The sequence below is a fragment of the Viridibacillus sp. FSL E2-0187 genome, assembly GCF_038006425.1.
In the GTDB taxonomy this organism is placed as follows: Bacteria; Bacillota; Bacilli; order Bacillales_A; family Planococcaceae; genus Viridibacillus; species Viridibacillus arvi.
In genome coordinates this window covers 3,181,565-3,196,943 of the sequence record NZ_JBBOVG010000001.1, presented here as the reverse complement: position 1 = coordinate 3,196,943, position 15,379 = coordinate 3,181,565, and the positions used below count along the sequence as shown (strand labels likewise).

General features: G+C 35.4%; 15 protein-coding genes and 1 pseudogene. 12 read left to right on the top strand and 4 right to left on the bottom strand.

The window, feature by feature from the left end; translation table 11 throughout:
• Window positions 1-104 precede the first annotated feature (104 nt).
• Genes qoxA through qoxD form a run of 4 tightly spaced genes read left to right on the top strand, consistent with a single transcriptional unit; the run spans window position 105 to window position 3,884 of the window.
• On the top strand, window positions 105-1,022 hold the full coding sequence (gene qoxA, locus MHH85_RS15690) for a cytochrome aa3 quinol oxidase subunit II (RefSeq protein WP_340707679.1): 918 nt from the start codon (window positions 105-107) through the stop codon (window positions 1,020-1,022).
• A gap of 35 nt (window positions 1,023-1,057) precedes the next feature.
• Window positions 1,058-3,001 carry a cytochrome aa3 quinol oxidase subunit I gene (gene qoxB, locus MHH85_RS15685; protein ID WP_340707678.1) on the top strand — a complete coding sequence of 648 codons (1,944 nt, stop codon included), beginning with the start codon at window positions 1,058-1,060 and terminating at the stop codon, window positions 2,999-3,001.
• The gene (gene qoxC / locus MHH85_RS15680; protein ID WP_340707677.1) at window positions 3,001-3,603 is read left to right on the top strand and encodes a cytochrome aa3 quinol oxidase subunit III; all 603 of its coding nucleotides are present in this window, start codon (window positions 3,001-3,003) and stop codon (window positions 3,601-3,603) included. The genes qoxB and qoxC overlap by 1 nt, the downstream gene beginning before the upstream one ends.
• The gene (gene qoxD, locus MHH85_RS15675; protein WP_193741155.1) at window positions 3,603-3,884 is read left to right on the top strand and encodes a cytochrome aa3 quinol oxidase subunit IV; all 282 of its coding nucleotides are present in this window, start codon (window positions 3,603-3,605) and stop codon (window positions 3,882-3,884) included. Before qoxC ends, qoxD begins: the two co-directional genes overlap by 1 nt.
• 305 nt (window positions 3,885-4,189) lie before the next feature.
• Here the strand turns inward: qoxD and MHH85_RS15670 are convergent, their stop codons facing one another.
• Both MHH85_RS15670 and MHH85_RS22305 read right to left on the bottom strand, forming a co-directional pair.
• The gene (locus MHH85_RS15670; protein WP_340707676.1) at window positions 4,190-4,723 is read right to left on the bottom strand and encodes a hypothetical protein; all 534 of its coding nucleotides are present in this window, start codon (window positions 4,721-4,723) and stop codon (window positions 4,190-4,192) included.
• Between the two features lie 165 nt (window positions 4,724-4,888).
• Window positions 4,889-5,014 (bottom strand): annotated as a pseudogene (locus MHH85_RS22305) (TetR/AcrR family transcriptional regulator); the annotation flags it as partial.
• A 117-nt stretch (window positions 5,015-5,131) separates the two neighbouring features.
• On the opposite strand from MHH85_RS22305, the gene MHH85_RS15665 reads away from it, so the two are divergent.
• The 5 genes from MHH85_RS15665 to MHH85_RS15645 all read left to right on the top strand — a co-directional run bounded on the left by MHH85_RS15665 (window position 5,132) and on the right by MHH85_RS15645 (window position 11,155).
• Window positions 5,132-8,221: an efflux RND transporter permease subunit gene (locus tag MHH85_RS15665; protein WP_340707675.1), complete on the top strand. Its 3,090-nt coding sequence runs from the start codon at window positions 5,132-5,134 to the stop codon at window positions 8,219-8,221.
• A gap of 164 nt (window positions 8,222-8,385) precedes the next feature.
• On the top strand, window positions 8,386-9,057 hold the full coding sequence (locus MHH85_RS15660) for a CidA/LrgA family protein (protein WP_340707674.1): 672 nt from the start codon (window positions 8,386-8,388) through the stop codon (window positions 9,055-9,057).
• Window positions 9,054-9,731, top strand: coding sequence for an LrgB family protein (locus MHH85_RS15655; protein ID WP_340707673.1), 678 nt, complete (start codon window positions 9,054-9,056; stop codon window positions 9,729-9,731). Before MHH85_RS15660 ends, MHH85_RS15655 begins: the two co-directional genes overlap by 4 nt.
• Before the next feature lie 134 nt (window positions 9,732-9,865).
• The gene (locus MHH85_RS15650) at window positions 9,866-10,828 is read left to right on the top strand and encodes an NAD(P)H-dependent flavin oxidoreductase (RefSeq protein WP_340707672.1); all 963 of its coding nucleotides are present in this window, start codon (window positions 9,866-9,868) and stop codon (window positions 10,826-10,828) included.
• Between the two features lie 39 nt (window positions 10,829-10,867).
• The gene (locus tag MHH85_RS15645; RefSeq protein WP_053417584.1) at window positions 10,868-11,155 is read left to right on the top strand and encodes a UPF0223 family protein; all 288 of its coding nucleotides are present in this window, start codon (window positions 10,868-10,870) and stop codon (window positions 11,153-11,155) included.
• A 24-nt stretch (window positions 11,156-11,179) separates the two neighbouring features.
• Here MHH85_RS15645 and MHH85_RS15640 read toward each other — a convergent pair whose 3' ends face one another.
• A complete protein-coding gene (locus tag MHH85_RS15640) occupies window positions 11,180-11,812 on the bottom strand; it encodes a YktB family protein (RefSeq protein WP_340707671.1) in 633 nt (210 codons plus the stop codon).
• A gap of 157 nt (window positions 11,813-11,969) precedes the next feature.
• Here MHH85_RS15640 and MHH85_RS15635 point away from each other — a divergent pair, with 157 nt between their 5' ends.
• Window positions 11,970-12,167: a hypothetical protein gene (locus MHH85_RS15635; RefSeq protein WP_038183657.1), complete on the top strand. Its 198-nt coding sequence runs from the start codon at window positions 11,970-11,972 to the stop codon at window positions 12,165-12,167.
• A gap of 141 nt (window positions 12,168-12,308) precedes the next feature.
• A complete protein-coding gene (locus tag MHH85_RS15630) occupies window positions 12,309-13,100 on the top strand; it encodes an inositol monophosphatase family protein (RefSeq protein WP_193738620.1) in 792 nt (263 codons plus the stop codon).
• A gap of 66 nt (window positions 13,101-13,166) precedes the next feature.
• Here the strand turns inward: MHH85_RS15630 and MHH85_RS15625 are convergent, their stop codons facing one another.
• Window positions 13,167-13,352, bottom strand: coding sequence for a DUF5325 family protein (locus MHH85_RS15625; RefSeq protein WP_053417581.1), 186 nt, complete (start codon window positions 13,350-13,352; stop codon window positions 13,167-13,169).
• 184 nt (window positions 13,353-13,536) lie between these two features.
• Between MHH85_RS15625 and typA the strand changes: the two genes are divergently transcribed.
• Window positions 13,537-15,378 carry a translational GTPase TypA gene (gene typA, locus MHH85_RS15620; protein ID WP_053417580.1) on the top strand — a complete coding sequence of 614 codons (1,842 nt, stop codon included), beginning with the start codon at window positions 13,537-13,539 and terminating at the stop codon, window positions 15,376-15,378.
• The last annotated feature ends 1 nt before the right edge of the window (window position 15,379 follow it).

Here is a 15,379-nt window from a genome sequence, read left to right as displayed (position 1 = left end):
TTTGTTTTGGAATACTAATATTTTTTAGGAGGACAATTTTTTTAAGAACCGTTTAATATTCTAAAACATATTACAAGTAAGTTGTTTTTTGAAGGGAGTACAACATGAAGAAAAAAATGCTAATCTTGCCGGCGTTGATGTCAATCATGGCTTTATTCTTATCTGGCTGTGAACCATTAATGATTTTTGATCCAAAAGGTCCAAACGCGAAGACTTTATCAAATACAATCATTTTATCCATTATCGTGATGGCATTTATATTGTTAGTTGTTTATTTATTATTAGCGAATATGCTTTTGAAATATCGAGCATCTAAATTACCTAGTGATTATGAACCACCGCATGAAGAAGGTAGTACAAAACTCGAAATTATTTGGACAGTTATTCCGATTCTTATCGTAACTGCTCTATCAATAGTTACGATTAGCACAACATCAAAAGTTGAAAGTCAACAAACAGGTTATGACAATACAAAACCTCTTGTAATATACGCAGCATCTTCTAACTGGAAATGGCATTTTAGCTATCCAGAAGAAGGCGTTGAGACGGTAAACTATGTTAACATTCCAACAGATCGTCCAGTTGAATTTAGACTGTATTCATTTGGTCCAATTACAAGTTTCTGGATTCCTCAATTAGCTGGTCAAAAATATGCAATGAGTGATATGGTCAATAAACTTCATATGGCAGCAGATGTAGAAGGATCATTCTTTGGTAGAAACTCAAACTTTAATGGTAAAGGTTTTGCACAAATGGAGTTTGAAGCACAAACAATGTCTCAACAGAAATTTGACGAATGGGTATCTGACGTAAAAGCGAAAGAGCCTGAGTTAACAGAGAAAACATTCAATGAATTATTAGATACGGACTTCGTAGGACGTAAAAGTTTCTCTTCTACACATTTAACATTCAGTCCTGCTCCAGAAATGCATCATGGAAAATCATCAGATATGTCTGATGATGCTGAAGAAATGGATGGAATGGATATGTCTGATGGAGAAATGGACCATTCTAATCACTAGATAGCTAGATTAGATGATTGAAAGGAGTTACAAAAATGAGCATGGAAGAATTATTTGAGCCGATGAAAGAACCAATGATCATGGGTGCGGCCGTTAGTATTGTTGTAGGTGCCATTGCAATTGTTGCTGGTTTGACTTACTTCAAGAAATGGGGCTATTTCTATAAAAATTGGTTAACTACAGTTGACCATAAAAAAATCGGTGTTATGTATATCATTGTTGCATTAGTCATGCTATTTAGAGGTGGTATTGACGCATTATTAATGCGTGCACAAACTGCTGTTCCTGAAAATAACTTATTAAATGCACAACACTATAATGAAATCTTTACAACTCACGGTTTAGTCATGATTCTCTTCATGGCAATGCCGTTTATTATCGGGCTAATGAACGTTGTAGTACCATTACAAATTGGTGCACGTGACGTTGCGTTTCCGCGATTAAATGCACTTAGCTTCTGGCTATTTGCTGCAGGTGCAGGATTATTAAATATTTCCTTCATCATTGGTGGATCACCAGATGCTGGTTGGACTGCATACTTCCCACTAGCTGGTATTGAATTCAGTCCAAATGTTGGGAATAACTATTACGCATGGGCTTTACAATTATCAGGTTTAGGTACGTTAATGACAGGTATTAACTTCATTACTACAATCATGAAAATGCGTGCACCAGGTCTGAAATTAATGAAAATGCCTATGTTTACTTGGTCAGCATTAATTACAAATGTCATCATTACATTTGCTTTCCCTGTTTTAACAGTGGCACTTGCACTTATGACATTAGACCGTCAATTCGGTACTAAATTCTTTGCAATGTCTGACGGTGGTATGGATATGCTATGGGCTAACCTTTTCTGGGTTTGGGGTCACCCTGAAGTATATATCGTTATTTTACCAGCGTTTGGTATTTTCAGTGAAGTAATCTCAACATTCTCACGTAAAAACTTATTTGGTTACAAATCAATGGTTATGAGTATGATCGTAATTTCTTTACTATCATTTATGGTATGGGCTCACCATTTCTATACAATGGGCCATGGCGTTATGGTAAACAGTATTTTCTCAGTCTCTACAATGTTAATTGCTGTACCGACCGGGGTTAAAATCTTTAACTGGTTGCTTACAATGAGGCATGGTAAGATTCAGTTTACAACTCCAATGCTTTATGCGCTTGCATTTATTCCAATCTTCACTATTGGTGGGGTAACTGGGGTAATGCTAGCGATGGCAAGTGCTGACTATCAATATCACAATACGATGTTCTTAGTTGCCCACTTCCACTATGTATTAATTCCGGGTACCGTATTCGGTGTATTAGCAGGGTACCATTTCTGGTGGCCGAAAATATTTGGCTTCCGCTTAAATGAAAAATTAGGAAAAGCTGCTTTCTGGTGCATTGCAATTGGATTCAATGTTGCATTCTTCCCGTTATTCATTCTTGGTTTAGACGGTTATGCACGTCGTATGTTCACTTATTCTGCAAGTACTGGTTACGGTACATTAAATATGATTTCCTTCCTAGGGGCTCTAGGAATGGCAGCCGGATTTGCGCTTATTTGTTATAACATTTACTACAGCTTCCGTCACAGCCCACGCGACGAAAACGGCGACCCTTGGGATGCGCGTTCTCTTGAATGGGCAACACATAGTCCAGTACCTGAATATAACTTTGCGGTTGTACCAGAAGTTAATCAATTGGACGAATATTGGTATGCGAAAAAAGAAGGTCGCGATATTACGGCAGGCGAATATGAACGTATTCATATGCCTAATAATAGTGGTGCTCCAATGTGGATGGCCGGAGTACTATTCCTATTCGCATTCTTCTTTGTATTTAGTGTATGGACAGCTGTTATCGTATTTGGTATAGCTACTCTTGGATTTATGGCATTCCGTTCATTTGAAAAAGATCACGGTCACTATATTGAAGTGGCTGAAATTGAAGCAACTGAACGTCAATTGAGAGGTGACAAATAATGTCTAAAGAAAACACATCACTTCCATTAGAATATCGTACAGAGGAAAATAGATTAAAGGTTTTCGGTTTTTGGATTTTCCTAGGTGCTGAGATTATGTTATTTGCAACTCTATTTTCTGTGTACTTTGTATTAACGGATCGCACAGGTTCAGGTCCTGCTGGTATTGACATCTTCGAAATGCCACCAGTTTTATTAGAAACTTTCTTATTATTAACAAGTAGTTTCTTGATTGGACTTGGTGTACATGCGATGAGAATTGGTCGTGTCAAAGCAATGATAGTGTTCTATATCTTGACATTGCTACTTGGCGCAGGCTTCTTGGCTGTTGAGGTTATAGAGTTCGTAACATATGTTAATGAAGGTGCGACAATTACAACAAGCGCATTCTTGTCATCATTAATGACTCTATTAGGTACGCACGGTGCTCACGTAACTTTCGGTTTACTATGGGGTATCGCGATTATCGTACAGGTAGTTAAACGTGGATTAAATGCTCAAACTGCAAACAAAGCATTTATCTTCTCGTTATACTGGCATTTCTTAGATGTCGTATGGATCTTCATCTTCAGCTTCGTTTATCTGAAAGGAGTGTTGGGATGATGAAAGAATTATTTCCAAAAGAACATGTTGTAGGTTTTGTTGGCTCCCTTATTTTAACGCTCGCTGCTCTAAGTGTAATTACATTTGATATGTCTAAAGGTATTGCAATGACTATCTTAAGTGTAACTGCACTAGCGCAAGCTGTTGTGCAACTTGTGTTATTCATGCATATCGGAGAAACAGAAGATAAAAAATCCCTATATACAAGTGTCATTTACGCTGTAGTAGTTGGTCTTGTAACAGTCTTTGGTTCATTGTTAACAATGATTTGGGGATATTAAGATAATAATAGAAAAAGCAGTTCAAAGTTTAAACACTTTGGACTGCTTTTTATTTATGGAAAGAATTATTTAACTACTGTTACTCATGGTCTACCAGTGTACTTAACAGAAGATAACATAAATATTTAAATAGAAAGTTATTAAAGTGAATTTAAGAGTGCAGATGGAAGTATAGTTTTTAATAATGACCATCTAGTCATAAATCCTTTGGAAGTCGAGTATAGTGTTTGGCAGAAGTATTAATTTTGATTTTCAGATAAATAAAAAGAGATAGTCGTGCATTGTTACGACTATCTCTTTTGTGTTTATGAAAGATGTACTATATATTGTTTTAGTAATAAGACTAGCCATTGTAAGTTATCATGTTGTTTAAGATTCGTCATCATCCCATTTATTAAAGCGGGGCGAGGACTGGAAAGTTGTAGTTCAGCCTCTATTAAAGATAATGTGTCTTCAATGATAGGGTGTCCTTTATAAGTTTCTTGCCAACGATTTATTTCTTCTTGTACTTCGAATGCAGTCACAGAATACTCCTGCATACAATGTGGTTTTGAATTCCATAATTGTTCAGTAAGGAAAGTGTTTTTTGAATGCTCTACAAGAATATCTACTTTTTCAATAAGAGTAGAACTTAATTGAACGAAATCATATGGTTGTCTATGGAAAAGGATAAATTCTGAATATCCATGCATGATTCCTTTTAAAGAAATGAGAATGTCATATTGGAAAGGACCAATACGCTTTCCATATACTTCTGTTAATAATGCTAGAGTAGTTTTATCACTAAGATCTCTATAATAATTTAATCTTTGAAGAATTTGTTCATTAATTGGATGCATTTGTTCCTTCATAAACATAGATATTAATGGTAATTTTTCTTCAAATAGTTGAAAATGTAAAAGAAAATAGTTTTTAATCTTTTCTTTTGGAGGCATGTCACTTTCTAATAAATCATTATATTGACCAATAATTTCTCGTAAAAAATGTTCGAATATAGCAATGAATAACTCATCTTTTGATTTGAAAGATAAATAAAAGGCACCTTTAGAAATACCGCATGCATCTGTTATATCTTGAATAGAGGTCGATGCTATACTATTTTGCGCAAATAATTCTACTGCCTTTTCAATAATTAATTGTTGCTTAGATATAATAACTCACTCCCTATCCGTAGTATTTGACAACTGACTAATCAGTCATTATTATATAGAATAGTGACCAAATAGTCAAAAAAAGGCGGTGCAAAGGTGCATTCTACAATTAAATTTATGCTAAAAAACAAGCTAGCGGTATGGTTATTAACAATTATCGTAGCAGTGGCGGGGGTTTATGCAGGCTTGAAAATGAAGCTTGAATCAATTCCTGATATTTCAATTCCAATAGTTACAGTAACAACAGTTTATCCTGGTGCTACACCAGAGCAAGTAACAGATGATATTTCAATTCCCTTTGAGAAGGCAGTTAATAATTTAAAATCAGTAAAATCTGTTTACTCAAATTCATATCAAAACGCCTCAAGTCTTCAAATTGAATTTAAATATGGTGCAGATATGAAAGAAGCAGTTGACAATGTAAAGGAAGCAATTGAAAAAATTAATCTTCCTGAAACTGCGCAAGTACCAACCATTGATCGAGTTAATATTAACGCCTTCCCGGTAGTAGCGTTAAGTGTTTCTGACAAAGAAGAAACAATCGATGAGTTAACAAAAACAGTAGAAGATTACTTCGTTCCTAAAATGGAAGCAATCGACGGTGTTGCTTCAGTATCGGTAACTGGTCAACAAGTTGAAAAAGTTCAATTAACATATGACCAAAAGAAATTAGCACAATATGGTCTAGATGAAGCAAAGATTAAGCAATACATTCAAGCAATGGATATAAAAGTCCCACTTGGCATGTTTCAATTTAAGGATGCGGAGCAATCGGTCGTAGTTGACGGTAAATTAACAACTTTAAAAGAGCTGAAAAACTTAGATATTCCAGTTCAACCTCAAGCAGGAGCTGGATTAACTCAGCAACAACCTCCAGCTGAACCGTTTGTGAAATTAGGTAAACTCGCTAAAATCGAACTAATCGGTGACGTAGAATCGGTTTCTCGTACAAATGGTGAATCGGCAATTGCGGTTCAAATAGTAAAATCGCAAGAAGCCAATACGGTTGAGGTTGTAAATGCAGTAAAAGACGCTTCGAAACAATTTGAAAAAGATAATAAAGGTATGAAAATTGATATCACGATGGACCAAGGTGAACCTATTGAGAAGTCTGTATCAACAATGTTAAATAAAGCATTATTCGGTGCTATTTTTGCCGTTATTATTATTATGCTATTTTTACGTAATATTCGTTCAACAATTATATCGATTATATCAATTCCATTATCACTATTAATCTCTGTATTAATTTTGAAACAAATTGATATTACATTAAATATGATGACTCTTGCTGCAATGACAGTCGCGATTGGTCGTGTAATTGATGACTCGATTGTAGTAGTTGAAAATATTTATAGAAGAATATATTTAGAAGGTGAGAAATTACATGGTCGTGCTTTAATTCGTGAAGCAACGATTGAAATGTTCAAACCAATTCTATCTTCAACACTAGTTACAGTAGCTGTATTCTTACCGCTAGCACTAGTAGGAGGAATGGTTGGCGAATTGTTTATGCCGTTTGCTTTAACAATGGCATTTGCTCTAGGTGCATCGTTAATCGTCGCTATTACGGTTGTACCAGTATTAGCTCATTCTCTCTTTAAAAAAGAGCTGTATGGGCAAAAACAAACGAAAAAAGAAGAACATGGCAAGTTATCACAAAGCTATAAGAAATTACTTAGTTGGGTACTTGACCATAAACTAGTAACTTCAATTGGTACAATTGTTATTTTAGTAGCAAGTCTATTCTTGACTCCGTTTGTAGGATTTAGTTTCATGCCAGAAGATGAGCAAAAAATGGTCTACTTAACGTATACTCCAGAACCAGGAGAAACACGTGACAGCGTTATTAAAGACGTTGAAGAAATAGAGAAGATGGTAATGGACAAAAAAGATGTTCAAACAGTTCAAGTATCAATCGGTGGAGCTAATCCTATGATGCCAGGTGCTTCGAATGGTGCTTTAATGTACATTATCTATGATCCAGATACTAAAGATTTTAGTAATATAAAAACTAAATTAGTAGAAGAAGTCGTTGCAGTTAATCAAACAGGAACTTGGAAAAACCAAGATTTCTCTATGTCAGGTTCAAGCAGTGAGTTAAATTACTCAGTTTATGGTAATACGATGGAAGACATCAAACCAGTTGTCAAAAACATCGAAAAAATCATGAATAAACGCGATGATTTAAAAGATGTAAAAGCATCTCTTTCTGAAGTTTATGATGAACATACATTAGTAATCGACCAAGATAAAGTAAAAAAACTAGGTTTAACTACAGGACAAATTGCTATGGCGATTAATCCAAACGTCCAATCAGAAGTATTAACTTCAATTGATAAGGACGGCAAAAAAATAGAAGTTTCTGTTCATAAAGAAACAGCATCACCTAATGATTTTGATGATGTATTGAAACAAAAAATAAAATCACCACTTGGTATGGAAGTTAAACTTTCAGAAGTTGTTGATGTCAAAGAGGGTACAACTTTATCTCAAATTAATCGTAGTAAAGGAAAACTTTACGCGAGTGTAACAGCAACAGTCACTTCTAAAGACATTACAAAAGCGTCTAGTGCAGTACAAAAAGACATTGATAAACTAGATTTACCAAACAATGTTGAAGTGAACAGTGGTGGTGTAGCTGAAGATATGTCTGAAGCATTCACTCAATTAGGTTTAGCTATGGTAGCAGCAATTGCGATTGTTTACTTCATCCTTGTAGTTACTTTTGGTGAAGGTTTAGCACCATTCTCAATCCTGTTCTCTCTACCATTTACAGTAATCGGTGCTTTAGTAGCGCTATGGATAACTGGCGAAACAATCAGTGTATCTTCAATGATTGGTCTCTTAATGTTAATAGGTATCGTAGTGACAAATGCGATCGTTTTAATCGACCGAGTAATTCATATGGAACATGAAGGCATGACAATGCGAGAAGCGATTTTAGAAGCCGGTGCAACACGTCTTCGACCAATTCTAATGACAGCACTAGCTACAGTTGGCGCTTTAATTCCATTAGCGATTGGTGCAGAAGGAAGCGGCTTGATTTCAAAAGGCTTAGGTGTAACAGTAATCGGTGGTTTAATCAGTTCTACTGTTTTAACATTAATCATCGTGCCACTTGTTTATGAACTATTGTCTAAGATGTTGAAGAAGAATCGTGCAACAGAAAACTTTGACGATTAATTTTAATTAATGAAAATAGGAAAGAAGCTACCTATCATTACATAGATAATGAAGGGTAGCTTCTTTTTTATTACAGTTAGATTCATAGACATCTAGGAAAGATAGGCGTACAATATTTCGTGTTACTTCATAAACAAGGTATGTGTTAAAAGGAGAGTCTCGAAATGCAATCTAAACTAGGCAATTACAAGTTGGTCAAACACAAAACAAGCAACTATAAGATAGTTATTAAAGAGTCTGAAGAAAAAGCGGAAGTAAAAGAGCGAGAAATCAATGAAATAGCGGTAAATGAGTTGGAAATAACAGAACCAGAAGTAAAAGAATTTGAAATAAGTGAAATTGCAGAACAGAAAATAGAAGTGAAAAATTTATCAACAACACAATTGGGTTCAACGAAATTGAAGCAGAAAAACTCAGTGAATATTAATTTTATAAAACAGAAATCAATTAAATGGGTGCGAATAGTTCTTCAAATGGTAATACTATACATTTTTTCTTTTGTTGGTACGACTATTGTGAATTTATTAGGTGTTAAATTTCCAGGTAGTATCGTCGGTTTACTCATATTATTAGCTCTATTACTTAGTAAAATAATGCCAGTGTCATTGATTGAAGAAGGAGCAGGATTTATGTTAGCAATTTTACCGTTGTTTTTCGTTCCTGCAACTGTAGGTGTTATTAAGTATCCTGAATTATTATCCTTGCATGGTATTTTGCTATTACTCACAGTTATTGCCAGTACGATTTGTACAATTATTGTTTCAGGGAGAATTTGTATAATTATAGAAAAGAAAGAAAAGGTAGAAACTAAAGAACTGAAGGAGGTCGTAAAATGAAAGCTGTAGCCATTATTCTTATAACTATTTGTATCTTTTATCTAATGTCAAAATTATATGCTCGTTTTTCGACTCCATTTTTGCTACCAATTTTAACAACGACAATAATTGGTGTATTTATTTTAGCACTGGGTAATATTCCTTATGAAACATATATGACTGGTGGTAAATGGATTGATGTAATGCTAGGGCCTGCAGTTGTAAGTTTAGCATATCCATTGTATACACAAAGGCATATGATTATAACTTATAAATTATCTATAATTTCTGGTGTAATTGTAGCTATGATTTCAGGTCTTATTAGTGTTTTTGCTTTGGCAAAGTTAATGCGTTTGGACGATGAAATGGTGAGATCATTACTGCCGAAATCAATTACTACTCCGGTTGCAATGCAAGTAAGTGATTCATTGGGTGGAATTCCGCCAATGACTGCTGTATTTGTTATGGTGGCAGGATTTACTGGCGCTATTTTAGGGCCATTTATATTCCGAGTTTGTAAAATTGATACTGCGGTGAGCAGAGGAGTTTCGATGGGAGGAGGAGCTCATGGATTCGGTGTTTCAAAGCTTACTGAATACGGAGAAAAAACCTTATCTATGGGCTCTGTATCAATGACACTAAGTGCTGTTATTGGTGCATTTATTTGTCCCTTATTTGCAATGCTTATCTTCTAAAAACAGCATGTGGAAATTCTTTTTGAATTTTTCACATGTTGTTTTTATTTCTTGGGAAATAAAAATGAAAAAAGGGTTTCTTTAATATTCGGCGAACCAGTTTAATATAGGAAAACAAAGGGGAGTTGTAACATATGAAATGGAAAACAAGAGTGACAGAATTATTAGGTATAGAGTATCCGATCATTCAAGGTGGACTTGCTTATTTAGCATATGCAGATTTAGCTGCAGCTGTGTCGAATGCTGGAGGACTAGGGCAAATTACAGCTATGAGCTTAGAAAACCCAGAAGCACTACGTAAAGAAATTCAAAAAGTACGCCGCTTAACAGATCGACCATTCGGTGTTAATTATGCTATTGGCCAACATGGTCGCTCATTTGAGCATATGTTAGCGGTAGCGATTGAGGAGAAAGTACCGGTTGTATCAATGACAGGTGGTAATCCTGCGCCGATTTTTAAGCAATTAGAAGGGACAGATATTAAGAAATTGGTATTAGTTGCTGCACGTAGGCAAGCGCAAAAAGCAGAAGAATTAGGTGCTGATGCCATTATGGTGGTAGGACAAGAAGGTGGTGGCCATTTAGGTCGGGATGATATCGGAACAATGGTACTAGTACCTCAAGTTGTAGATGCTGTTAATATTCCCGTGATTGCATCAGGAGGTATAGGCGATGGACGTGGGTGGATGGCAGCACTTGCGTTAGGTGCAGAAGGTATTGAGATGGGCACGCGTTTTATCGCGACGAAAGAATGCATTGATGCATCTGTTGTGTATAAAAATGCTTTAATTAATAGCACGGAAGCAGACACGACTGTGATTAAAAAATCTATCGGTGCACCAGCACGCGCTATTAGAAATAGTTGGACGGATCAAATTCATGATATTGAAAAAGTAACTCCAACATATGAAGCTTTAAAAAATTTCATAAGTGGTCAAGCGAATAAAAAATATATATATGAAGGTAAGGAAAATGAAGGGTTTGGTTGGGCTGGACAAGTAACAGGTTTAATCCAAGATGAACCGACTGTGGAGGAACTAATACAGCGAATGGTTGCGCAGGCAACGGAAATACGCTTAAAATGGGGAGAACAATAAAAAGGCTATATTAGCCTGAATCAAAAGGTAGGTAAGAATATGGAATACTCTTATCCGTTCTCAACGGACTGGTCTACAGAAGAAATTGTAGATGTAATTGCGTTCTTCCAAGCAATAGAAAAAGCATATGAAACAGGTGTTCAACGCGAAGATCTAATGTCAAAATATAGACGATTTAAAGAAATCGTGCCAGCGATGGCTGAAGAAAAAACCATTTTCCGCGAATTTGAAGAAGTTAGTGGCTATGTGAGCTATTCAATTATTAAGCAAATGAAAGATGCTCCAGCTGGTTCGAAAATTAAAGGTGAATCAAGAAAAAGAAAGTAAAAGAACAGGCTTATGCCTGTTCTTTTACTTTTTGTTGACCATAGTATTATAAATAGGGAGTAATGCATCGAATGTTTCTTCTGTTAATTTCTCAAATTCCTCAGCAGTTAATTGTACCGCATTTTCTTTTGGAATTTGTAGACCAACTATAAATTCACCTTTTTTTACATCCCGTAAACGTTCAAGTAAACCGACTAGCTGACCATCTTTCAAAGCATCTTTGATATTAATGCCTTCTGGTGAAAAATGATCACCTGAGACATGAAAATTTTTGGGTAGCTTGTTAAATAAATTCTGTTTTTTTAGTAAACGATCAGCAATTTCAACTTTACTTGGTGCTTCATAAATAACGCAAAGAATTATGAATAGATGAGTACCAAATAAGCCAAGCTGAAAGTGAGGAATTGATTTATAGCCGCGTTTGTAAGGAGCAAATGCGACCCAGCTATCTTTTGGGGGATTTACTTTACGACGTGCATGCTTTGCTACATGTGGATGAAATTCATCTGCAGTTTTTGCGGAGAAATATGTAGAAAATGTCGTACCTAATTCTTCAAATTTTGGTCTTACGGTATTGATAAGTGCTTCCATTCGTGGTTCTAAGCCATCGATGGAGAAAACGTCGAAATCCTTTTGTGTCCATTTTGTTTTTGGCATAATAATTTAACTCCTTTTGAAAGTTTATGTTTATTTTATTAGAAATTTGGGAAAAAATCTTGTAGAAGGACTTATCATTTTTCACATCATGCATATAATGTAGTAAGACACTTTAAGTCCTAGCTTGCACAAACAAAATAAAAAGGAGCTGGTTAGTATGAAACAGGTAGTACACATTATTCGCAAAGTTGATTATGAAAAGCAATATGTGAAGGGACTGCAATTAGAAATGGATTATGAACTAGCAACATTATTTGATGCTCTGCAAGATGAGGATGTAAAACAAATTGAATTAAGCAAAATTCGCCTTTCTGAACTTCATTTGGAATTGGAGGCATTTCATGCTTTTGCCTAAAGAGAGAATCAATATTCGCCGGTGAACATCTGCTAATCAAATGAGAAGCAGATGTTTTTTTGCTATAATAGAGATAGGCAAAAAACATTAAATTGTACTTATAGAAATGATGTTTTTTTTGCTTCGAAAGGTGGGGCTATGTTGGAGATTACAGCAATACATGAATTTACAGTTAAAATTATTCATGAAGCAGGCGAACGAATTCGTCAATCACTTTCTGAAAAGTTAGAAATCGAGACAAAGGCAAATGCGAATGATCTTGTAACGAATATTGATCGTGAAACAGAATTATTTTTTATTGAACAAATTCATTCTTATGATCCCGCATTTAAAATTCTCGGTGAGGAAGGGATGGGGGAACCCCTTGAATCATTGGATGGTGTCGTATGGATAATTGATCCGATTGATGGGACGATGAATTTCATACGACAGCATCGTAATTTTGCAATTTCTATTGGCATTTATGTTGATGGCATTGGAAAACTAGGGTACATATACGATGTAATGCGCAATGATTTATATTATGCTATCGAGGGACAAGGAGCATATATGAATGATCGTCAGTTAGAACGGCTGCAACCATTACCGCTACACGAAGCTATTATTGGGATAAACGCTACTTGGGTTACACCAAATCGCTACATCGAACACAATAAGATGATTGACCTTGTTCATCATGTTAGAGGGACAAGATCGTATGGCTCTGCTACTTTAGAGATTGCTTCAGTAGTATGTGGACGGATGGATGCTTATATGTCTATGCGATTATCACCTTGGGATATTGCTGGTGGTGCAGTGATTGCAAATGAAGTCGGTGCGATTGTGTCAAACTTAGGAAATGAAGCGATTAATTTGGAAGAACAAGATACATTTATTATTGCAAATCCTAAAATTCATAAGACAATCATTGAACAATACGTTGATTTGAAATAGAATATAGATATAAATAAAAAGAATGAACTCGCAAATTGCCAGTTCATTCTTTTTATTTGAGTAGAGTTACAGCAAACCTTTATCACGGAATTGTCGTTTAGTTTTGAAGCCATAGCCCATAATGGCACAAACCAAAATAATGGCACCAAAGATACCAATTACGCTTTTAAAGGCAACTGCAATTCCTATTGAACACATAGCTAGCACTGCAGCTAATGCAAAAAAAGCCATAACGACTTTAGCATTTTTCATTTTAAATCCTCCAGTTGATGAATTTGTTTGACTTATAAGTGATTATCACTTAATGTCGAACTAATAATTATACTGTGAAATAATAAAAAAATTTGAAATACTAGTTGTTAAGAAAAGACAAAAAACATCTCTTGTGTTATAATAACACAGTTATGGACTCGAAAATAGAATGTGGAGTGGAATAATGACAAATTTACGTCAAGACATTAGAAATATTGCAATTATAGCTCACGTTGACCATGGTAAAACGACATTGGTTGACCAATTATTACAACAATCTGGTACTTTTCGTTCTAACGAAAATGTCGCAGAAAGAGCAATGGACTCGAACGACATCGAACGTGAACGTGGTATTACAATTTTAGCGAAGAATACAGCAGTAAACTACGAAGGTACTCGTATCAATATCCTAGACACACCAGGACATGCCGATTTCGGTGGAGAAGTTGAACGTATCCTGAAAATGGTTGACGGTGTACTATTAGTTGTAGATGCATATGAAGGTTGTATGCCTCAAACTCGTTTTGTGTTGAAAAAAGCATTAGAGCAAAAATTAACACCAATCGTAGTAGTAAACAAAGTCGATAAAGATTCAGCTCGTCCTACAGAAGTAGTGGATGAAGTAATTGATTTATTAATCGAATTAGGTGCTGATGAAGATCAATTAGAATTCCCAGTCGTATTTGCTTCTGGTGTAAATGGTACTGCATCACTTGATTCAGACCCAGCTAAACAAGAAGAAAATATGAAATGCTTATTTGAAGAAATTATTAGTCACATTCCAGCACCAGCTGATACTAGTGATGAACCTTTACAATTCCAAGTAGCATTACTTGATTATAATGACTATGTTGGCCGTATTGGTATCGGTCGTGTATTCCGCGGTAAAATCCATGTTGGACAACAAGTTGCACTTATGAAACTTGATGGCACTGTGAAAAATTTCCGTGTAACTAAAATCTTTGGTTTCTTCGGATTAAAACGTGAAGAAGTTGAAGAAGCATACTCAGGTGATTTAATTGCTGTTTCAGGTATGGAAGACATTAACGTAGGTGAAACTGTTTGTCCAACTGAACACCAAGAAGCTTTAACACCTTTACGTATCGATGAACCAACATTACAAATGACTTTCTTAGTAAACAACTCACCTTTTGCAGGTCGCGAAGGTAAATGGGTAACATCACGTAAAATTGAAGAACGTTTACGCGCTCAATTACAAACAGATGTAAGTTTACGTGTAGAAAATACTAATTCTCCAGATGCTTGGACTGTTTCGGGTCGTGGTGAACTTCACCTATCGATTTTGATTGAAAACATGCGTCGTGAAGGTTATGAATTACAAGTATCTAAACCAAAAGTTATCGTTAAAGAAATTGATGGTGTAAAATGTGAACCATTTGAACGTGTACAAATTGATGTACCTGAAGATTCTGTAGGTTCAATTATTGAATCATTAGGTTTACGTAAAGGTGAAATGTTAGATATGGTGAACAATGGTAGTGGCCAAGTTCGTTTAATCTTCATGGTACCTGCTCGTGGATTAATTGGTTATACAACTGAATTTATGTCTTTAACAAAAGGTTTCGGTATTCTCAACCATACATTCGATAGCTATCAACCATTATTAACAGGTAAAATCGGTGGACGTCGTCAAGGTGTACTAGTTTCTATGGAAACAGGTAAATCAACTACTTATGGTATGATGCAAATTGAAGACCGTGGTACACTATTTGTTGAACCAGGTACTGATATTTATGAAGGTATGATTGTTGGTGAAAATACACGTGATGCAGATATTACTGTTAATATCATCAAAATGAAACAAAAAACAAACATCCGTTCAGCTAACAAAGACCAAACGAATGTTATCAAAAAACCACGTATTTTAACTCTTGAAGAAGCATTAGAATACTTGGCTGAAGATGAGTACTGTGAAGTAACACCAGAATCTATTCGCCTTCGTAAACAAATTTTAAATAAAAACGAACGCGAAAAAGAAGCTAAGAAATCACGTAGCGCTGAGTAAT

Bases quoted from the DNA above. Each gene is read 5' to 3' on its own strand.
- MHH85_RS15640 (WP_340707671.1), bottom strand. From the start codon at position 11,812: ATGCCAAAAACAAAATGGACACAAAAGGATTTCGACGTTTTCTCCATC.
- MHH85_RS15645 (WP_053417584.1), top strand. From the start codon at position 10,868: ATGGAATACTCTTATCCGTTCTCAACGGACTGGTCTACAGAAGAAATT.
- typA (WP_053417580.1), top strand. From the start codon at position 13,537: ATGACAAATTTACGTCAAGACATTAGAAATATTGCAATTATAGCTCAC.
- MHH85_RS15670 (WP_340707676.1), bottom strand. From the start codon at position 4,723: ATGCATCCAATTAATGAACAAATTCTTCAAAGATTAAATTATTATAGA.
- qoxD (WP_193741155.1), top strand. From the start codon at position 3,603: ATGAAAGAATTATTTCCAAAAGAACATGTTGTAGGTTTTGTTGGCTCC.
- MHH85_RS15625 (WP_053417581.1), bottom strand. From the start codon at position 13,352: ATGAAAAATGCTAAAGTCGTTATGGCTTTTTTTGCATTAGCTGCAGTG.
- MHH85_RS15655 (WP_340707673.1), top strand. From the start codon at position 9,054: ATGAAAGCTGTAGCCATTATTCTTATAACTATTTGTATCTTTTATCTA.
- qoxB (WP_340707678.1), top strand. From the start codon at position 1,058: ATGAGCATGGAAGAATTATTTGAGCCGATGAAAGAACCAATGATCATG.
- qoxC (WP_340707677.1), top strand. From the start codon at position 3,001: ATGTCTAAAGAAAACACATCACTTCCATTAGAATATCGTACAGAGGAA.
- qoxA (WP_340707679.1), top strand. From the start codon at position 105: ATGAAGAAAAAAATGCTAATCTTGCCGGCGTTGATGTCAATCATGGCT.
- MHH85_RS15650 (WP_340707672.1), top strand. From the start codon at position 9,866: ATGAAATGGAAAACAAGAGTGACAGAATTATTAGGTATAGAGTATCCG.
- MHH85_RS15635 (WP_038183657.1), top strand. From the start codon at position 11,970: ATGAAACAGGTAGTACACATTATTCGCAAAGTTGATTATGAAAAGCAA.
- MHH85_RS15660 (WP_340707674.1), top strand. From the start codon at position 8,386: ATGCAATCTAAACTAGGCAATTACAAGTTGGTCAAACACAAAACAAGC.